This is a genomic window from Solibacillus sp. FSL K6-1781 (assembly GCF_038630735.1).
In the GTDB taxonomy this organism is placed as follows: domain Bacteria; phylum Bacillota; class Bacilli; order Bacillales_A; family Planococcaceae; genus Solibacillus; species Solibacillus silvestris.
This window is the reverse complement of the sequence record NZ_CP152038.1, coordinates 644,571-664,912: the sequence shown is the minus strand read 5'-3', so window position 1 is coordinate 664,912 and position 20,342 is coordinate 644,571. Positions and strand designations below refer to the sequence as shown.

Genomic DNA, 20,342 nt, shown 5'->3' with positions numbered 1-20,342 from the left:
GTATTTATAGAATACCTATTTCTTTAAAACCTCTTTTATAACAGCAGCTTTTTTGCTCCAAGTATTATTCAATGCTTCTATCTCCATCGAAGATAAATAAGAATCATCATTTTTTAAACTTAATGCCTCATCTATTTTTAATATGAAATTATTTCGCTCCTCAGCAATAATTACTGAATTATATTTCCTACATTCCTTCATGTTCGTTGTTACAATCGGCTTACCCATTGCCATATACTCAAATAATTTTACAGGAGATGTTGATTCGGTAACTTCATTTATTTTGAAAGGAATCGTTGACACATCAAAATGAATGGCATATTGAGGCAATATATTATACTCCACAGGACCTAATATAGTTATATTTGGTATTTTATTTAGTTCATACTTATAAATTGATTTATCATAATCCCAACCTATTAGCAGAATTTCATATTGAGGTCGCTTAACCGCTAATTCCTTAACTAATTCATAATCAAACCAAGCTGCAAATGCACCAAAATAGCCAATAATCGGTTTTTCTTTTTTTATCAATGATTGAATTTCCTTAGGAATAGATATTTTATTTATTTTTTTAACAAAATGATTTTTATCTACTCCATTAGTAACTAATTTATAATTAATGCTTCTAAAATTCTTCACTTCATCAAGTAATTTATCTGCTGAAGCAACAATATGACAATTTTTTTCATCTATTAAAAATTTTTTATGATTTTCATAAACATAATTTGGTATTTCACCTGTAATATCGCTATGTAATTCGTCAATATATTCATATAGAATAATATCATTACTTGAAATTGCTTTTTTATAAATTGGTCCTAAATTTCTCATATCTGTAGAATAAAATTGAATTATTTTACTTTCTTTTAAGTTTAGTAATAGTTCCTGTTGATTGGTAAGGTAACAATTACTAAAAATTTTTTTAAATCCATTAATTTTATCTTTAATTGGATCATTCGTGCAATAAAAGTAAATAAAGCCTAGTTCAGCTAACTCTTTAGCCAAATGATGTGGACGTTGATATAAGGGTAAATTCCAAGGAACAGGCGATATAAAAATCATCACTTTCCCCCCTGGATTTTCTTCTAATATAATTTGAAGTTCTTTTTCATAATCTCTTTTATTAACTAAGTTATTTAAATTATACTTTAATACTCCTAGTATTTTTAAATACAGTCCATTTATTCCATGATGCTGCACAAATCTTTTTAACTTATTGTAAAAGTTCATTTTAATCTTCACGTCCTAAATCTTATATTTCTCAAAGAAATACCTTCTTAAATCACTCAAAAAATCTAAGAAGGCATACTTTACTGGCAATTATGATTTTAGGCTTATAAATAATTATATAACTTCATGGATTTCAATTATATTTTTGCTAAACTTCTCTTGTAATTCATTTGATACAATAACATACTCACCTGGATCAAAAATGTCCTCTTCAAAAGTCATAAATTGTAATCTACCAAAACTATGTTTTTCACGTTTGCTAATCATATTTTCCATAAAAATCATAACCAAATCACCATTGTTTAAATACTCATGGATTTTCTGAATGAATCGTTTTAAATCGTTACTATCTTTGACATAAATATGAATCGTCCTATTTGCTTTTTTATATTCTACATTCGATTTATCTACGAATGATTCGATAATTTGAGTCCATTTTTCTTTCCACTGATTCATCGAAAACACTTTAGATACTTCAACAGCATTTCTTCTAATTGAACTCATAAGTTCTGGATTGTCTAATAATTTTTTTATGGCACTTAATAAATCTTTACTATTCGGTTCAATTAATAGTCCATTGAAATTATTAATTATTAAGTCAGTTAATCCACCAATTCTAGTAGAAATTACAGCATTTCCTGTAGCCATAGCCTCTAAACAAGATAAGCTAGTTCCTTCACTGTGTAATGTCGGTACTAAAGAAATATCTGTAATTTCATAAGCTTTATGCATTTCAGATGGATCTAAAGAATACCATTTAACTCTTGATTTCCATTTCTTTATTTTTCGTTCAACATGTTTTGTATCTTCCTCAAATCCTTTACCAATAAAATGGAAATCTACTTCCGGATAGGTTTCAAGTATTTCGTCTAGTATTTCAAGAACCAGATACAGGCCACGTGCCCCATATAACCTTCTTGGATATGATATTACAATACGTTCTTCTTGTTTTATAATAGGTTTAAAAATATTTGTATCTACGTAATTAGGTATATACTCCATTTTATTTCCTGTTTCAAAGTCAATTGTTTGGAACCAATTTGTAGTATTCGTATCAACAGAAACCATTTTATTTACTATAGTAGCTGCCTCAATAATTCTACGATTTTGTTCCCAAAATGAAATCGCTGTTAAGCCTTCATTAAAAGTTGAATCCCATGCAATCCCATGACTAATTCCTATACTTGGGTTCGCTACTCTTGGCCACGCCTCAAAAAATGCTGAATAGATATTTAACAGTGCAACTCCATTTTCTTCCTCGTAGAAATTACTGTTATATTTATGTATATTTTCCACTGAAAGTTCTTCCATACGATTTTCTCCACGAGCTAAAGAACGTACTTCAATATTTTTGAATTTTCTAGTCCATGGATAAGTTCCATATTGATAGATAATAAGCTCATGATTCATTTTCTTTGCAACTTCAAATAAGTCAATTAAATATCTTTCTGCTCCGCCAGAATAAAATTGTTCTCCATTTAATCCTAAAAAAGTACCTGTCATAACAGAAATATGCTTATCAGTATTATAATTTGCTAATGCCTTCAAATTTTGTATATTATTGGTAATCATTTGTTCTACTAACTCTACACGATTTAACCATTGATTTTCCAATACAAATCCTTGTGATTCAGCTTTAAGTTTTTCTCTATCAATATTTAATGAATCTCTAATACTTTGCTCAAACTGTGTTACTGTTTCTGCTAAATACATACCATACTGATTTTGATAGCGTTTCATTTCATGAATTGGAGTTGTTACAACTGGCAAGTTTAAAGCTCTATATTCGAAATACTTAACAGGTGAGACACAATTCGTTAAATCATTTACAAGAAACGGTATTATTGCTACATCAAACTGAGACGCATAATTAACTAATTTACTATATTCAATTTTGCCTAATAACAGAATATTATCTTCTTTTGCTAGATTTACATTTTGAGAAACGTGTCCAATTATCACAAATAATAAATCTTTATTATTAGCAGCAAGCTCATTTATTAATGATGCATCAAACCATTCTTCAACTGCACCGAAATAGCCTACCACCTTTCGATTCATTTTATTTGGAATTTTCACTTTTAAAATATTATGATCTTTAGAAGAAATAAAATCATTTAAATTACTTGCATTTGATAATAAAATAGCATCTTTTCTAGATTGTACATATTTATGTAGCATCTCTGCAGAATAAGAAACAATATCAGCATTATCTAATACTGAGTAATGTGCTTCTATCGTTTTTTGATCTGTATCAGCAAAAAATTCAAGCTGATCCAACAAATCGTACCATAATATTTTATTCTGTAAATGATCTATAAATGCCTTTTGTCCCATCCATGTGCATAATACTATTGGCATTTTATTTCTTATTGTAGAAAGTAATGCTGCCTCATCATTAACAATAAACAAATTTTCTTCGTACTCTTGAACACTAAACTCACCCTCGGAAGGAGTACAGAAAAAGCATAAATACCCTTTCTTTGAAAACTCTCTTAAAAAGTGCTGTGGTCTTTGCATAGGCTCCCAATGCACAGCCTGCGGATATACTACGATACCTTTGTACTCTCTATTATTGATTATATTTTTTAATTTAATTACATATTCATTGTTTGGTTGTTGTAAATACTGATTAAAATAGTCATATTTCTGTTTATACATTTTTTGAAATTCCGAAATAGAATCATTGTTAGGTAGCTCATTTAATTCAGAATTATCTTTGTTAAAGTCTTTTTTCTCAATAATTCTCAATAACTGATCTAATGGATGATCCATCTTATTATAAGAAACATAATGTTGTTTTCTTATTTTTTTACTAATCCACTTAACAAATTCCTTTTTATTTTGAATATTCCCTTTTATAAAATGTACATTTAAACGCTTTATTAAATTTACTAACTTAAAGTATTTTGAATTATAAAGTTCAAATGTTTTTTGTGATAATTCCCCAAAAATTAATTCATTATTATTTAATTTCGTACTCAAATTATGAATTTCTGAATTTTTAAAATTAATAATTTCGTTTGTTTTAAGTATTTCGGATTTATAACTTTCTGATTCCAACTCTAAATCACTTATAGTTTTATATAATAAATCCAATTCTCTTTGAGAAATTGAAGATAGAATTTTTAGAATTTCTTTATACTTATTATCTAAATCTATATTTTTATGTGATATTTCTAAATGGCTTTGTTTTACCATTCCTAATTCTAATTCAATTAAATTTTTATCTTCTCTAGCTTTATTATATTCTTCAAATAAAGACATTATTATTTTTGTTTCTCTATTAAAATTAAAAAGCTCTATGAAGTAAATTAAATTATGTGGAGAGAGTATATCTTCTTCTAATAATTGATTACTAATCTCTAAAAATAACTTACTCCACTCTTTATCTTTATACATCGGTTTTAAGAGAATAGTATCCTTTAATTGACGATATTCTTTTATTAAAATTTCAAAACTCCTATTTTTGTAGACCCAGTTTTTCAATTGATATTTTTCATCATATATTGATGATAACTGGTTTAAAATATCCTCATAGACGGTTGTATTTTTATTTCTTCCTGAAAAGTTTACTAGCGCCAATTCATCCACATTCTCAGTAGTTACAAAATCTTTTAATCCATCATATCCAACAAGTAATATAGGCTTATTTAATGACATTGATTCTAATACTACTCTTCCCATACCACATACAAAAAATGAATTATTAATATATTCCAATACATTATCACTATATCCCACTAGTTCAAATTTATTGTTTCCTTCAATATATTCTTCGACTTGTTCAAAACATTCTCCATCACCTATTATTTTAACACTAAGGTGTTTATATTTCTCAATTTCAATAAGTGTCTTACAAAATTTAATAGATTCTAGAACACCATATAATTTATCTTTATCTAATCTCGATATAATAGAGATATATTTTTTCGTGGAATCCCCCTTAACATCAAAAGTAGTTAAAATGTTAGGTAAAACTGTGATACTTAGATTTGAATTGGTGTTTAACATAACTTTTTTTAATTCTTCAGATACCGCATAAATCTTATCAGCATTTGGCAATACTTTTTCAAATAAGAGTGTCTTATAAACTATTCCGTATACAGGACTAAAATTCAAGGGCCCATGTGCAGTATAAGAGTAAGGGATATTTAAATCTATAGCAACAACTGCAGAAATTATTGCAGACACGTGTGGGTGTATTTGAATGTAATTTATACTATTTTTTTCAATGAATTTCTTCAGCATAAAATAAATTTCTTTAATCTTCTTCCCACTAGTGCTTGGAAAACCATCAATATATAATGTTTCACTAATTAAATCGTTTATTAATGTGGTATCTGAATCCTTTGACGTAACTAAATAAACGTTAAAGCCTTCCTTTTTTAACACTTCACAATGAGATAGTACATAAGTTTCAAAACCGCCTATTGAGAAATGTTCACCAACTATTAGTATATTTTTGTTACTCATAATTAATCAGCTCTTCCATAGTTTATAAATATTAATTACTAATTTTTATTGTACTACTTAAATTTGCTATACCCGTACCACTTATAGGTATTTCCTCGACTTTAAATAACATAAAGTCTGATAACTTGTCAAAATAAACCATATCATTTTTCCCTTCTTCTTTAGCTATTGCTACAGAGACATGATATGTTCCTTGAACTAAATTTAAATTTTGTTCAAATGATATTAAATACTCGTTCGATTCTTTAAATTCAACGTTTAAATTATGATAAAATGTACTTGTCCCGTAAACCTCTACTCCTGTAGTAGTTTTAATTCTTAATCCCACTAAAGCATTTTCAACATTAATACTCGATTTAATTGTAAGTATTATTTTTGAATAATCCCCAGTTTCATAAACATATGATTCATCATTTTTGTTATTTAACATTGTCACACTCTTAATATATACATCTTTTTCCAAATCATTAAAATCGGTCTCAAGTGTATTTTTTTCTAATTCAACTTTCTCATCATTAACTTTTATTCTATTTAAAGTTTGATAATGAGCATTTTCTTGTGAGTACAATAACATATGATATTGATCAATAATTTCTTTAGGCTCCCCTTCAGCAACTAAATTAGATTTATCTAATAAATACGCATAATCGCATAATTGCTCTACAACCCTCATTGAATGGGAAACAAATAATATTGTACATCCTTTTTCTTTTAAACTTTCCAGGTAATTGTAACACTTACGTTGGAATTTTTCGTCCCCAACAGATAACGCCTCATCGATTATCATAATATCAGGATCCACAAAAGCTGCAACTGAAAAGGCTAGTCTTACGAACATACCACTGGAATAAGTTTTTACTGGTCTATCAATAAATTCTCCTATTTCAGAAAACTCCAAAATATCATTAAATTTCTTGTCAATTTCATTTTTAGATAGTCCTAAAATTGCCCCGTTTAAATAAACATTTTCACGTCCTGTAAATTCCGGATTGAACCCAGCTCCAAGTTCTAATAAAGCCGATACTCTACCATTAACTTTTATTTTACCTTGAGAAGGATTTAATGTCCCTGCTATCATTTGCAACAATGTACTTTTACCAGAACCGTTTCGACCAACTATCCCTACTGTTGTGCCTTTAGCTATATTAATATTAATATTATTTAACGCTCTAAATGTTCCTACCTTATGTTTAAATTTATGTGGTAACAAACCATAAAATAATCTATCAATAGGCTTTTTAAACATTTTATATTCTTTAGTAACACTTTCTACTTCAATAACAATTTTATTAAATGACATCTGCAAATCCTCGTTTCAATTTATGGAATAAGTAAAAACTTAATAACATAAATAAATATCCTATTAGTGTAAACGTAGTAAAATGAATCAAATTCGGTAATTCACTTGCAAAGACAGCATTTCTAAATCCTTCAACTAAAAAAGTTAATGGATTTAAGTTCATGATAGGATGCATAAATTCTGGAACTAATGAAATAGGATAGAAAATTGGTGTCACATAAAATAAAATATTTAAAAGTACGCCTATAGTGTATGTTAAATCTCTAATATAAACCCCAACTGATGCAACTATATACGCAAAGCCCAGTGAAAATAGACTGATTGGAATTAAAAAGATTGCCGACATTATAATGCCTTTAACATTCCATCCTGGAACAAAAATCATTATTCCTAAGATTAATACCAAAATGTTAAATAATGCATTAATCAATGAAGATAATAACGCTGTAAATGGTAAAATTTCTAATGGGAAAATTACTTTTTTTACATAGTTAACGTTTGAAAGAATAATTGTTGTTGATTTACTAACAGTCTCATTAAATATGTTATAAATGATTAATCCAGAAAAGATAATCATTGCAAATTCAAATTTATTATCACTTTGTTCTAAACCCCAACGTGCTTTAAACACCACAGAGAATATAAATGTATATACAGCTAGCATAAGTAAAGGCGTAATAAATGACCATAGCCCTCCTAGCATTGAACCTTTATATTTCAAATCAAATTCTCTCTTTGTAAACTGCTTTATTAAATTACGATGTTGGTAAAATTGTTTAAACACACTTTACACTCTCTTTCTAATAGAAGATTAATAAGACTAACCTTATTCTTCATTCTCCCTTTTATATCTGTTAAATTTTTAATTTATTTGATTCTAAATTACTCATTATTACATTTAATAAAACTGCCAACTTTGCTGAGTTCAGTTCTAAGTATCCTTCTAGTTTTACGTTAATATCAGCGATATATTGCTCATTATAAAAAGCATTTATTTTTGGATGTACTATTCTATATGTGTCTTCATATTCATAACAGAGTTCTTCGTATAACTTTTCACCATCTCGAATCCCCGTAAATTCAATTTCTATATCTTTTTCATCAAAACCTGATAGTTTGATTAACTGCTTGGCCAAATCCGTGATTTTCACTGGTTCTCCCATATCTAGAACAAAGGTCTCCCCTCCATCTGAAAAACTTGCAGCTTGGATAACGAGCTGTGCTGCTTCAGGAATAGTCATAAAATACCTAGTCATTTCTGGATGTGTAACAGTTACAGGACCTCCACGGCTAATTTGTTCTTTAAATAAAGGAACAACACTACCACTACTACCCAATACATTACCAAATCGTACAGAAGAATACTTTGTATTACTTACATTGTTTTTCTCATTAATAATTAACTCCGCTATACGTTTTGTCATTCCCATTACGTTAGTAGGATTAACAGCTTTATCAGTAGAGATTAATACAAAGTTACTAACATTCGCCTCGTCTGCAGCATCTGCAACATTTTTAGTACCAAATATATTTGTAGATACAGCAGAATACACATTCTCTTCCATTAAAGGCACATGCTTATATGCCGCTGCATGAAAGACTACATCAGGCTTATGCTTCTTTATGGTTATCATAATACGTTCTCGGTTTTCAATACTCATAACCTCAGTAATTATCTTAGTTTCATATAAATTCTTTGATAGCTCACTTGTAATTTTATATATATTATATTCACTATGGTCAAGCAAGATTAGTTCATGGGGTTCAAACTTAATTATTTGCCTACATAATTCTGACCCTATCGATCCACCTGCACCCGTAACTAGTATTTTCTTTCCCTTAATCTTCAATGAAATCGATTCATTATTCAAAACGACAGGTTCTCTGCCAAGTAAATCTTCGATTGAAACATCACGAATTTTTGTATATTGTATATTTCCAGTTGCAAAATCAAGATATGAAGGTAAAATTTGAACGTTATTTGTATATTTTTTCGCTGTTGTAATTAAATTACCTAATTTTTCTCCTTTTAAAGAAGGCATCGCAATGATTATGTGATTAATTCGATAATGTTCAACAACACTTTCGATTTCTTCTAGACCGCCTACAACCGGTACACCATTTAACTCTAAATTTTTCAAATTTGGATTATCATCCAAAAAAACAATGGGATTTAATATTGTACTTTCCGCCTGTAATTGATTTACTATTGAACGACCAGTATTTCCAGCCCCTAAAATAAGCGCTCTACGTTTTACACTAGTACTCTCTACTTCTCTTTGTTCCTTGAGCAATTGCCAGTATCTCCAAAATAACCTCACACCACATAATAAAACAATATGTAGAATCCAAGTTAAAAATAGTGCTCTTTCATATAAATCTCTAAATACAAATATTTGAAACAAAGCTGTTAATGCCACCGATGTCGTAATAACTTTACACAAGCCAATTATTTCATCTATGTTTGCATATTTCCATACTCTCTTATATAAATGGAATATATAAGATAATAGATGATGAGTTACTAATAAAATAATTGAACTTGCAACTACAAAAGCATTTATTTGTGCATTAAAAGGATTTAAGAATACATGAGATAAATAAATCGAAAACAGCACTATTATCGAGTCTATTAAGATTAGAGATACTAATCTAAATTTGTATTCCAATTTAATTACCTCATTTCTAAATAAAGACTTATTCTTTGTCCGATTTTAATTTAATTCCCTGTGAAAACACTATACCTAAGAAAATAAACACCATGGAAGTTATCGCTGGAATTGAATCATTAAATAGCGCCTGTACAGAATAAGCGAGAACTGCTATTCCAAGTATTAATACGGTACTATTAAATTTATTTTTCTGTACTAATGCCTTCAAAACTAAAATCACATTCCATATACAGATAGAAATTAATGCAATAAAACCAAATATACCTGTCCCATATAAAACAGCTATGTATATATTATGTGTTTTATCAACAATTGTATGTTCATCCAGCATCCCCGCTCTACTTTCAAGCTGATAATGCGGGAAATTATACACAAGGGAATCACTACCATACCCTATTAATGGACGCTCTTTCACCAACTCTAATGTTTCATTCCAAATATAACCGCGACCTGTACCGAAAGCTAAAGATCTTTCTGGTAATACAGGCAACTCTAATACTTTCTCACTAGCATATACTTTGCTATCAAAATTAAAGCCGTAATCCGTTGATGATGCCGCCTCTTTTGTATATGGGTTGGTATTTACAAAGAATCCAAACGATTCTTCCCATACTCTGTCATTTTCTTGAGAAAGAATATGAAAAACTGGAACAACGATAATTAAAGAAATTACTAGGGCTGTTATACTTTTCTGTTTTTCACTATTTTTAATAATTAACATTAGTATAAACGGCAAAATAACAATTATAGTTAAAAATCCACTAGTAGAAATGGACATAAATAAAATAGACATTGAAGCTGCTGCAGTAATAGCACCAATAAACACTTCAGCCCATTTTTCAGATAATACTGCCCATGCTAGATACATCGCTGACATAATAGCAAACATACCACTCATATAGTTCCACTGATTTAATGTTCCAACCAATACTGAAGACTCTGAAATATTTGCTCCTTCAGGTAGCAAAATAGATACTAAATTTTGGAGCCATTTTTCTTGTAATAAATCATTACCATAAAAATTCATTGTTATAATATATAAATTTATATACACAAACGGAATTAATGCACACATTATTGAGCGTACAACATTTTTAGGATATTTAATATTTATTGCTATAAACAATAATGCAGTGTAACATAACCAACTAATCGCTCCATCGGAACGGTTATATTGACCATTCAAAGCAATTGTAATATTTGGAGAGGCAATTGTAGAAATAATAATGGCTATTGCAAACAATGCCAATATATAATTCAAGGCTGTTTTTCGTATCATGCCACCCATAAAAAAGATTTTAAGCAATAGCATTCCAGATGCAATTAAAGTTATAACTAAAATAAAAATAGATTTATAGTGGGTAAATAAATCCCCTTTTACTCCAGATGTAATAACATCAATATTAGAAATCAGTGGACTTACTACTTCTTCAACATTTGCCATTACAATAATTGGCATAACAGCAATTAAAATTAAAAATAAACGAAAAATCCACTTGTCAATATTTGCACGAGACTGAGCATTTTCATTTTCATCATTAATTATTTCAGACTTATTAAGCTCTTCGTAAAATGAAGCCATCTAGTATTACCTTCCTTATTGCATATTCTCAATTTGAGTTAATAATTCTGTTACACGCTCTTGGTAAGTCGGATAATCTTCTGGTACCCATCCACCCTCACGACACTTCTCCAGAACAGTTTTAGCATCCACATAGCGTTCAACGAAAAATAAAACTTCCCCAAATTGAAGCATAAACATCGGATCTTCTACTTTATGAGGGTTTATGTCTAATGTCTTTTGAAATAAAATTACAGAGCGATTATAATCCGCTAAATTTGCTGTGATAACTGCTCCTAAATAGTTCACCACTTCTGAATTTGGCTTGCGCAGCAATAAATCGTTTACTAGATTCTCTGCTTCAGTAAACTTGCCATCATTATATAATTGACTAGTTTGTTGATAAAGTAGATCATCCCTTAAAAATTCCTCATCTTGTTTACTTGCTAGCACTTTTGCAGTTATAAAACCGGTTATAATAAAAGCCACAATCCCAAGTAAAATATATTTTCTCTTAGATTCAGTAAGCTGCATTGTTCACAATCCTTTATGTATAGAATATTGAATAACATTCTCATTATACACTAAATAAGGTTATATTTCCTTATAATTCCCTAAATTTGATAGACCTTACCTAATCTCTTTCCTATTTAAATATATCTATTTCAATAATTCTTACTTAAATTAAAGTAAATAAATAAGTAGTTTATTATTATTACCATTTATTTATAGTATCACTCGTTAATTGTTTTTTTGTTACTAAGTCCCAGGAATTTTGAGTTCAACCTATCTATAGATTTCATATTTATTCAAAGCGTAGCAAAAAAGCGAAATTGCATTGAGCAATTTCGCTTTTTTCAACTCTAATGTTAAAATTTGTTAATTATTGTGCTCTGAATACGTTACGGCCGTTAGCATTTGTAACATACTCAAAGTTGTATACTTTACCTTTGTAAGAAATTGAAACTGTTTCACCTACAGATACAGGATCAGCACCAAATCCTACATATAAAACTTTATTGTTAGCAGCATCAGTAGTTACTGTACCACGTGTACCACCTGTTTTAGTAGCTTCAATACTTGTTGCAGCTACTGCTTCAGTAAATGTTAATGTAATTGAAGCTGCATCTTTAGAAGTAGTAGTTTGTACTACATCCGAAATTGTGAAGTATGAAGTACTTGCACCTGATAAGAATGAAACTGTTTTAGTAACAGATGTTAATCCAGATAAACCAGTGTTTGTTGGTGTTGCAGTAACACGAACATCTGAACCGTTAGATTTTAAGTAGATAGAAGTATCTGTTTGACCAGCAACTACAGTACGGTTTAATAATGTTTTTGAAGTATAAGCTGGGATTACAACAGCAACTCCATTTTCTACAACAGGATTGCCAGCTGCATCTACTAACTCAACTGCTTGTGCACCTGCACGTACTGTGAATTGTACTGGTGTATCAGAAGAATAAGAACGTGCTTTACCATTTTGATCTGATAATTGGTAAGAGAATTCTGCAACTGTGTCGCTACCAAATGTTGTAACTTCCTTATCATCTTCATTTGTAACTACTAATTCACTTCTGTAATCAGCAGCTCTTGTAGTGCGGAAGTAAGTGATTTCTCCAGTAACTTGTAGATCTTTTTTATCTAATTTACCAGCTTCAGAACCAGTACCTGTACCATTGTCGATAAATGCAATAGGAGTTACAAATGCATCTGCATCAGGGTGACTAACTGTAAACTTAGCTACACCATCTTTATCTGTAACAATACGGAATGTTACTGAGTCTGCAGATGTAGGATTTACACGCTCACCATCAACATCATATACACGTACTTCATTACGCTCTGTTGTTGTTTCGTTGTTAAATGTTACTAAAAGTTCTGCATTAGCTAATGCTTTACCTTCTTTATTCTTAAGTGTTGCAACATAGTCACGTCCACCAGTTTGAACATCGTTTAAGTTAATAGATGCAGTTTGGTTACCTTCAGCTTTAATTGATAAATCAAATACTGATTCTTTAGCAAACGTTGCTGTTGAACCTACAGCTTGTAAAGCAGTAGCGTCATACTTAGCATTTGTGCCTGGGTTGTTAACGAAAGCAATTGGTGTTACTGATGCATCATCACCAGTTAATACTAAGTTAGCTTTACCAGTAGCATCTAACTTAAGAACACCTACAGCGTAACCGCCAGTTGTATATTCATAAGCATATTTTGCAGAAGCAGTATCACCAGTAGTACGTAAACCTAAGAATTCAACTCCACGAACAGCTTTCTCAGGAGCAACATTTAAGTTCTCTTTGAATGCTACGTAAACTTCTTCATTCGCTTCACCAGTGATTTGGTAAACTTTTTGTTCACCATTAGCTAAAGTTGTTCCTTCAGTAACATCTTTAATTGCTAATGTTGTATCCCAGTAAACTTTTGCAGCAGCTTTTAATGCTGGCTTACCAGTTGCGTATGCATTAACTGTGTCAGTTTCACCTTGAGAACGAGTATAAGTATAAGTTGCAACACCGTTTTCGTCTGTTTTAACAGTTTCAGTTAATTGAGGAACGATTGTTGTATCGTTAGCTAATTTAGCATGGAATACATCAAATTTCACTGGAATGTTAGCTGCAGATTCACCTTGAGCTACAGTTACTTTAGCTTTTAAAGTTACTGTTGTACCATAAGTACCTTGGATTGAAGTTTCTTCAAACGCGATAGCAGTTGGTAGTACTGATGAAGCTTCTTCATCTTTTTGACCAGCAGCTGTGTAGTCAGCGTTGATTGTTTTGAATAAGAATGAAGCGAATTGACCACGAGTTGTGTTACCTTTTGGGTTGAACGCAGGTGCAGCTGGGTTTGTGATGTCATAGAAGTCTAATACAGAAATTGCTGTACGAGCTTCTGCTTTAGCTTGAGTTAAATCAGTTACATCACCTTTGAAATCTTGAGTAGCTACATACTCTTCTAAGCTGATATCGTAAACAGTGTTAACTGTACGTACTAAAGTGATCGCCATGTTCTCACGAGTAATTGGGTCACCAGCTAAAAGCTTGCCGTTAGAACCTACGAATACGCCAGCTTCTTTAACTAAAGAAGCGTATTTTAATAGCTCTTCGTTAGTTTTTGTAGTTAAGTCAGCGAATGCTGGACGAGTTTTGTAGTCAGCAGCAGCTTCATAACCTTTAGTTTCTAAGAATTTACCTAATAATTTAACTACGTCAGAACGAGTTAATTCTTTGTTAGGCTTGAAAGTGCCATCTTGGTAACCAGAGATGATCCCATCGCTTACTAATGCGTTGATCGCCTCTTCGTGTGTGTTACCTGAGATGTCAGATAATGATGCAGCAGATGCAACTGGTACGATTGCAGATGCTACTAATGTAGCTGTCGCAGCTGTTGCTACGAATTTTTTGTATTTCTTTGGTTGGTTAGCCATTGAAAAATTTCCTCCTCATAAGTGAAAATAATAATTTTAGTTACCCACACAAAATATGTGCAGAAAAACTAACTACACATAAATTCTAGTAGTATACATTTACTATGTCAATCTTTTTTTGCCAATAAAACCAAAAATATACTATTTTATTAGACTACAAGATATGAATCCGTAAATATATTCAGATAACTTCAAATTTCTTTAATTATGACATACATATACTCATAAAGACAACATTTTCTTCACCAATAAATTCCATATATTATTTGAATATAGCTATAATTAGTGGTAATTATTGGTTTATATTTAAAAATTAAGAGGCCAAATTGGATATATAATGCAGTTATACCAAGGATTAAACTGGAATTTACTTATTGCAATTATTACTAACATATTACTTTTGTAATATAGTTAATATTTATATGACCATAATTTTTCCTACCTGGTTAGTGTATGTAAAGTACGAATTAATAGAACAAGTTCGCTAAAATTCGACAAAAACAGAAAAAGAAAAAGGCTTTAGCATCTAAATGCTAAAGCCTTTTTCTCGGGCTACCAACCGAGTTTTTTCCTTGCAGGGAAAAGTTAAAATTTAATATATATCGTAGAGGAAATCTCACTACTGAATTTAGTGTATCATTAACATTACAAATAAACAATCAAATATTACAAAGATTACACTATTTTTTTTCGATTACTTGTTGTTCTTCGATCCGCGTGCTACTTCCAATAAAAATAAAGGCAAGGCAATTTGGCGTTTAATCCGGTGTGGTTCCTTCATTAAACGGTAAAACCACTCCATTCCTACTTTTTGGAAAGCTTCTGGTGCTCTTTTCACATCTCCTGCCAATACGTCAAACGACCCACCAACACCTTGATAAATCGTCGGATGAAGCTGATTACGGTTTGCATTAATCCAGTTTTCCTGTTTTGGAGAACCCATTGCTACAAAAAGTAAATCCGGCTTCGCTTCATTAATTTTATCAATAACTTTTTGATTATCCTTTTCATAGCCGTCCTGTGTACCGGCGATTTCAATAGATGGATAGAGCTCTTGTAATTTCTTCGCCGCCTTATCTGCAATTCCCGGTTTCCCGCCATAAAGGAAAATAGGCTTTTTACGCTGTGCTGCTTCTTCACATAGACGCAGCATCATATCAACACCTGTCACACGTGATGAGATTTGCCCTTTTTGAATTTTCGAAGCCAAAATTACACCGATGCCATCCGGAATTTGAAACTCTGCGTTATTAAGGAGTGTCTTTAATGCCGGGTCTTCCTTTGCCTTAATAATTTTTTCCGGGTTAATAGCCACAATTAACGATTTTTGCTTTTTCTCAATTTGATCAAATACTTTTGGAAGCAGTTCATCATAGCTTTCGGTATTTACTTGAATGCCGAGTACGGTTTCTTTCATATATAGTCTTCCCTTCTTAGATTCCATCAATCAATTACGCCTTGGCGTAATTGCGTCCAGATTTTTTTGAGTTTACTCAAAAATTCCCTTTAAAAAATCTGTGACATCCGCCTGGGGCTTATCTTCATTCAGCAGGCGTTTTGAACGCCTGCTGAATGAAGATAAAAAACAGTAGGCAGTACGTATAGACGCACTGCCAAATTTACATTATTAGTTCTTCGCATCTCCAAGTAAGTGGAACTGGAAGCCTGCTTTTTCCCATTCTTCGCGGTTTAGGCAGTTTTTCGTATCGAATACGATTTTGCTTTTTGCGTTCAATGTTGACGGATCCAGCTCTTTAAATTCTTTGTGATCTGTCAGGAACACTAAAATATCAGCTTGCTCCAACGCTTCCTTCATGCTTTGTGTTTGTGTTTTATGTTTGTTTTTCTTAATGTGCGGGTCATGTGAAACGACTGTTAAGCCTAATTTCTCCAACTCATCGATTACGATTGTCGATGGGCTTTCACGCATATCATCTACATTACCTTTGAACGCTAAACCTAATGCAGCAACTGTTGCGCCTGCAATACCGTTTTTATTTAAAATCGCCTGTGTTTTTTGTGCTGTGAAGCTTGGCATTGAGTCATTTGTATTACGTGATAAATGAATGATTTGGGCTTGTTCCCCGCCTAGTTCTACTAAAAACCAAGGATCGACCGCGATACAGTGACCACCTACACCTGGTCCCGGGAAATGGACGTTTACTCGTGGGTGGTAGTTCGCAAATTTAATCGCTTCCCAAATGTTCACATCTAATTTCTCAGCCATTTTCGCTAACTCGTTGGCAAATGCAATGTTTACGTCACGATATGTGTTTTCCATTACTTTTACTAATTCAGCTGTTGTTGCATCCGTTAAATGGATCGTACCTTTAACAAATGTTTCGTACAATTCTTTCGTAAGCTCTGCTGATTTTTGTGAAATCCCGCCAACAATACGGTCATTGTTTACAAGCTCCTCAAAAATACGGCCCGGAATAACGCGTTCTGGAGAATGGGCTACAAATAGTTCTGTCCCGATTTCTAATCCAGATTTCACTAATTCAGGCAACATCACATTTTCCACTGTTTTTGGTGGTACTGTTGATTCTAAAATAACTAAATCGCCTTTTTTCACGAAAGGCACGATTGAAGCTGTTGCTTGACGAACATATTCTAAATTCGCTGTATTGTCCGGATTAATCGGTGATGGTACAGCGACAATATACACATCTGAAGCGACTGGTGTCGTTGATGCCGTTAAAAAGCCTTCATCCACCGCTTTGTTCAGGCGCTCCTGTAAGCCGTTCTCCTCAATATGTAGTTGTTTATCCTGAATACTTTTCACAGCTGCCGGGTTCACATCAACACCATGTACCTTTACGCCGTGATTTGCGAACATTACCGCCGTTGGTAAACCGATGTATCCTAAGCCAACGACACAGATTGATTTTGTCATGATCGTTTCTCCTTCACTTTCAAAAAAGCTATATCTCATTGTTTGATTGTTGTATAATTTGTTTCACGCATTTTGCCTGCATTCGTTATCAATAAATTGAATAACTTCATTTAATACAGTTTCAAAATTCCGTTCATTTATAGGACGGAATGGTTGTTCAAATGGTTGCCTGTAAATGCTTGAAAATTAGTCCTGCATTACAGTATACAACTTTCTGCTCGCTGTGTGAAATAGTTTTTATTATTCAGGCTGTTTAATGAACGCTTTCCTATTATTTTGCCTTTGAAAGGGATAGTTATACTAATTGAAAAGAATCATCGGTAATATACATACAAAAACCCCATTAGCTAATATCAGCTAACAGGGTTTAGTTTATATGGGCAATCACGATGCATAGCCTCCAGTTAATCGTTCCTTTTCCGCAATTAAATTGTGGAATAATACTTCGTCACGTGATTCGAGCGCTTCATCGATTAAACGGGATAAGTTACTTTCTTCCAATACCCGCACAATCCCTTCTACTTCTTCATCAAATTCCGGTGACGTTTCATTTTTTAACGGTGTTACATTATTTGAGACATTTTCAATAATCGGCATTAAATATTCGTGTACGTTAGATACGAGTAAAAGCTGATACAGCGGGAGACGTACGAAACGATTGCCGCGCTGGAATACAAACACTTCCGATAAATTTTCGACTTGCATTGAGTTTAAATCAATAATCATTTCTTTCCCTTCAATCGGAATGAAATGAAAAACTTCCTCGTCTTTTGTAATGGAAAAGTATTGATAAGCAAAGACTAAGCGTAATTTCGTGCCCGTCATTTTTGTATAGAATGGCTTCATAAATTGAACTTGAATCACGGGAATTCCTCCTTCACTTATTTTCGTTGGGATTTATCCGAGTCATAAGACCTAATTTCATTTATCATATGGATGTAATCATGTAAGTGTTCTTGAAACTCAATCAATTTCTCTGTTGCTTATAGTTTCCCCATACTTTCTACATTTCAAACCTTCAAAAATGGCTTATTCGCTTAAAAAATTTATTCAATGTCTCTTCACATTACCGATTTGTCTTGATTCGTATTATAATGGAAGGAACGACTTTTTTTCTTCTTTCACCTTGAATGAAGTTAAAATTTCCAATGCAATTAATTATTAGGGAGGGGAAACCCGTTTTGAGTTTATCTTTTTCCGAGATTGCCCATGCACATAAAGATTTTATTCAACATACATTACAATCCTTTGAAGAACAGCTTCTCCCTTCAGCAAATGAAGATGCAGAATTGGTGACACGCGCCATGTTCTCTGTCCGTAATCAGGCAATTAAGCCACCGCACTATTCAAGATTCAGCCAAATACTGTTGTGCCAAGTTCAGGACGTCAATACAGCGGAAGTGACGATTAATTTTCCGGAACAAACGATCAGCTGCAGCTGTCCTAAAAAAAATCTATGCCGCCACCAGCTTGCAATTATTTTAAAGCTGTCACAATATTTTATTTCACTGCAGCAATGGCTTTCTATTTGGCGTTCTAAAAGATCTGTTCCGCTCCAGTCATTGGCTTCTGAGCGCAGTCCGGAAAACTGGCAGATGATGGCTGACGAAGTGCTTAATTATGCAATTAAAGGTCCGCAACCATTGGAGCCGTATACATTATCAGGTTTAATTGAAAATATTCGCTCTAAGCTGCAGCGCCACCGTCCCTATGAGCAGGAATGGCAGGAGCTGTTTAACTTGTTTATGGATATCGCCGTTTCGAAACATTTTCTGTTACATGCAGTCAAAACGAAAGCAGATCTGAGTCATCATTATGTTCAGTTCTTTTTGGAAAATACGTTAAGCCGCATTCAGCGGTCGATTGATACATTAAGTAAAACAACACGGCTGTTTGCAACCGAGCCATTTTTTGATGCCATTCAGAAAAATGTCCACGAGATTCTTTTTATCGAAAAAGGAGCAACAGCATTCCGGCTATCATTGTATTTGCAGTTTTGGACAAAGCTATTTAATGAACAAAAGCGCTTAAAAAATGAACTGGCTCTTTTGGAACAAAGCGATGATAGCAATACAGATATCGAATTAAATGTAGTAAAATCCATTTTTTATATTTTATTAAGTTCGCCGTCACAACTGGAACAAGCAGTTGAAACAATGAGTGAAAATAATGTGGAAGGGTTTATCGACATAGCCCAATATGCATTACAGAAAGACTATGTTGATGAGGCGACCGTTATTTTAAAAAAGGCACTTCCTTTTTTACAAACGTTTGTGCAGGACAACTTATTGCCAATACGTCGCCAGAAATTTACGCGTAAGCTCGATCACCTATACAGTCAAGTTCAACTGAGTGATAGTGAGGAGCTCGCATTGTACTCTTCGTTCGGCCGTTACGGTATTGAGTCGTTTTCAAACTATTTACTGCGTCACAATCGTTTGGACGAGTGGGTTGCACTTCATCAGCTCTATCCTTCATCGATTCCTTATTTAGATCAATGCGGTTTAAAGGATGTTGTCGCACAGTCACCGGAAACTGCACTCCCTCTTTACCATTTTTATGCGATGGAAGAAATTCAGCAGAAATCGCGGCAAAATTATAAGCAGGCAGTCCGCATTTGGCGTGCGATGAAATCAGCTTCCAAAAAAGCCGGAAAGCTCGACTATTTTACAGCATATATTGATGCCGTGCAGCAGCAGTACAAACGTTTGCGTGCACTGCAAGAAGAGATAAATAAAAGCAATTTACTCATTTAGATTATGTATTTTGCTAATAGG

Annotated in this window: 12 protein-coding genes; 1 reads left to right on the top strand and 11 read right to left on the bottom strand. The window is 32.4% G+C overall.

Annotated features, from left to right (window positions below):
- Window positions 1–15: 15 nt before the first annotated feature.
- The 11 genes from MHH37_RS03270 to MHH37_RS03220 form a co-directional block, all read right to left on the bottom strand.
- Complete coding sequence (locus MHH37_RS03270) at window positions 16–1,233, bottom strand: glycosyltransferase (RefSeq protein WP_342574956.1); 1,218 nt, start codon at window positions 1,231–1,233, stop codon at window positions 16–18.
- A gap of 114 nt (window positions 1,234–1,347) precedes the next feature.
- Window positions 1,348–5,709 (bottom strand): glycosyltransferase, encoded by a 4,362-nt coding sequence (locus MHH37_RS03265; protein ID WP_342574955.1) that lies wholly within the window; start codon window positions 5,707–5,709, stop codon window positions 1,348–1,350.
- 31 nt (window positions 5,710–5,740) lie between these two features.
- A complete protein-coding gene (locus MHH37_RS03260) occupies window positions 5,741–7,009 on the bottom strand; it encodes an ABC transporter ATP-binding protein (RefSeq protein WP_342574954.1) in 1,269 nt (422 codons plus the stop codon).
- Window positions 6,999–7,793, bottom strand: a complete 795-nt coding sequence (locus MHH37_RS03255; protein WP_342574953.1) for an ABC transporter permease — start codon at window positions 7,791–7,793, stop codon at window positions 6,999–7,001. Before MHH37_RS03255 ends, MHH37_RS03260 begins: the two co-directional genes overlap by 11 nt.
- 70 nt (window positions 7,794–7,863) lie before the next feature.
- On the bottom strand, window positions 7,864–9,678 hold the full coding sequence (locus MHH37_RS03250; RefSeq protein ID WP_342574952.1) for a nucleoside-diphosphate sugar epimerase/dehydratase: 1,815 nt from the start codon (window positions 9,676–9,678) through the stop codon (window positions 7,864–7,866).
- Between the two features lie 28 nt (window positions 9,679–9,706).
- Complete coding sequence (locus MHH37_RS03245) at window positions 9,707–11,263, bottom strand: O-antigen ligase family protein (protein WP_342574951.1); 1,557 nt, start codon at window positions 11,261–11,263, stop codon at window positions 9,707–9,709.
- A gap of 15 nt (window positions 11,264–11,278) precedes the next feature.
- Entirely contained in the window at window positions 11,279–11,776 is a 498-nt protein-coding gene (locus MHH37_RS03240; protein WP_342574950.1) for a hypothetical protein, read from the bottom strand.
- A gap of 349 nt (window positions 11,777–12,125) precedes the next feature.
- A complete protein-coding gene (locus MHH37_RS03235) occupies window positions 12,126–14,669 on the bottom strand; it encodes an S-layer homology domain-containing protein (protein WP_342574949.1) in 2,544 nt (847 codons plus the stop codon).
- 694 nt (window positions 14,670–15,363) lie between these two features.
- Window positions 15,364–16,086: a WecB/TagA/CpsF family glycosyltransferase gene (locus MHH37_RS03230; protein WP_342574948.1), complete on the bottom strand. Its 723-nt coding sequence runs from the start codon at window positions 16,084–16,086 to the stop codon at window positions 15,364–15,366.
- A gap of 210 nt (window positions 16,087–16,296) precedes the next feature.
- A complete protein-coding gene (locus MHH37_RS03225) occupies window positions 16,297–17,565 on the bottom strand; it encodes a nucleotide sugar dehydrogenase (protein WP_342574947.1) in 1,269 nt (422 codons plus the stop codon).
- 384 nt (window positions 17,566–17,949) lie between these two features.
- Entirely contained in the window at window positions 17,950–18,429 is a 480-nt protein-coding gene (locus MHH37_RS03220) for an IDEAL domain-containing protein (protein ID WP_008404409.1), read from the bottom strand.
- A 317-nt stretch (window positions 18,430–18,746) separates the two neighbouring features.
- Between MHH37_RS03220 and MHH37_RS03215 the strand changes: the two genes are divergently transcribed.
- Window positions 18,747–20,321 (top strand): SWIM zinc finger family protein, encoded by a 1,575-nt coding sequence (locus MHH37_RS03215; RefSeq protein WP_342574945.1) that lies wholly within the window; start codon window positions 18,747–18,749, stop codon window positions 20,319–20,321.
- The last annotated feature ends 21 nt before the right edge of the window (window positions 20,322–20,342 follow it).

Excerpts from the sequence above, each read along its gene's own strand:
- MHH37_RS03245 (WP_342574951.1), bottom strand. The coding sequence starts at position 11,263 with ATGGCTTCATTTTACGAAGAGCTTAATAAGTCTGAAATAATTAATGAT.
- MHH37_RS03230 (WP_342574948.1), bottom strand. The coding sequence starts at position 16,086 with ATGAAAGAAACCGTACTCGGCATTCAAGTAAATACCGAAAGCTATGAT.
- MHH37_RS03270 (WP_342574956.1), bottom strand. The coding sequence starts at position 1,233 with ATGAACTTTTACAATAAGTTAAAAAGATTTGTGCAGCATCATGGAATA.
- MHH37_RS03240 (WP_342574950.1), bottom strand. The coding sequence starts at position 11,776 with ATGCAGCTTACTGAATCTAAGAGAAAATATATTTTACTTGGGATTGTG.
- MHH37_RS03235 (WP_342574949.1), bottom strand. The coding sequence starts at position 14,669 with ATGGCTAACCAACCAAAGAAATACAAAAAATTCGTAGCAACAGCTGCG.
- MHH37_RS03225 (WP_342574947.1), bottom strand. The coding sequence starts at position 17,565 with ATGACAAAATCAATCTGTGTCGTTGGCTTAGGATACATCGGTTTACCA.
- MHH37_RS03265 (WP_342574955.1), bottom strand. The coding sequence starts at position 5,709 with ATGAGTAACAAAAATATACTAATAGTTGGTGAACATTTCTCAATAGGC.
- MHH37_RS03260 (WP_342574954.1), bottom strand. The coding sequence starts at position 7,009 with ATGTCATTTAATAAAATTGTTATTGAAGTAGAAAGTGTTACTAAAGAA.